The following is a 1,106-nucleotide window of genomic DNA, read 5'->3' as shown; positions in this document are numbered from 1 at the left end:
CGCGCAGCCCGCCGCCCACCACGGGTCCAGCCCGGCGGCCAGCAGCGCGCCGATCATGCCGGTGAGCACGTCGCCGGAGCCCGCGGTGGCGGCCCAGGAGTCCGCGGCCGGGTCGACCAGCACCCGTCCGTCCGGTGCGGCGACGACGGTCGCGTTCCCCTTCAGCAGCACCGTCACCCCGAGGTCGGCGGCGGCGCGGCGGGCGGCGCCGATCCGGTCGGGCCCGACCTCGCCCGCGATCCGGGCGAACTCCCCCGCGTGCGGGGTGAGCACGACGGGCTCGCCGTGGATGCGCATCCGCAGGTGGGCGTGCTGTGCGAGCAGGGTGATCGCGTCGGCGTCGAGGCAGAGCGGCACCCCGCGGTCCAGCGCCTCCTCCAGCACCGCCTGGCCCTGCCCGCCGGTACCCAGCCCCGGCCCGACCGCCCAGGCCTGGGTGCGGCCCGCGTCGGTGATGTCGCCGGTGGCGACGATCTCCGGCCAGTGCCTGCGGACCTCGTCGGCGGCGGACCCGGCGAAGCGGACCATCCCGGAGGTGGCCAGGGCCGCGGCCCCTGCGGCGAGGACGGCGGCGCCGGGGTAGGTGGCCGACCCGGCGGCGATCCCGACGACGCCCTGGCTGTACTTGTCGTCGTCGGGTCCCGGGACCGGCCAGCGGGCGCCGACGTCGCCGTCGGACAGCACCCGCGCGTGCGGCTCGATCCCCTCGAGGAACGGCCCGAGCCCGAAGTCCACCAGCCGCACCGGGCCGCAGAGCGGGGCGGCGAGGGCGTGCACCGGCTTGCGGCAGCCGAAGGTGACCGTCAGCGCGGCGCGGACGTGCGGCCCGTCGGTCGCCCCGGTGTCACAGTCGACGCCCGAGGGCAGGTCGCAGGCCACGATCGGCACACCCGCCCCGTCGGCGGCGGCGACCAGCTCCGGGGCCGGGTCGCGCAGCGCACCGCGCCCGGAGATACCGACGATCCCGTCGACGACGACGTCCGCCCCGGACACCAGCGCCCGCGCCGAGTCGAGCCCGCCGGCGGCCGGGGTGCCGGTGCCGATCCTCTCCCCGGTGCTGGTCCCGGGGTCGCTGCCGGTGCCGGTGTCGCCGCCCGCGGCGGGGC

Annotated in this window: 1 protein-coding gene; it reads right to left on the bottom strand. The window is 78.8% G+C overall.

Annotated elements, in window-relative coordinates; genetic code table 11:
• The coding region (locus GTW08_RS09630; RefSeq protein WP_161151788.1) for an NAD(P)H-hydrate dehydratase at nucleotides 1-1,106 on the bottom strand (1,106 nt) is incomplete at both ends.

Source organism: Pseudonocardia sp. SID8383 (assembly GCF_009864975.1).
Lineage (GTDB): Bacteria > Actinomycetota > Actinomycetes > Mycobacteriales > Pseudonocardiaceae > Pseudonocardia > Pseudonocardia alni.
Note: the sequence above shows the minus strand (reverse complement) of the source record. Positions and strands in the feature narration are given on the sequence as shown.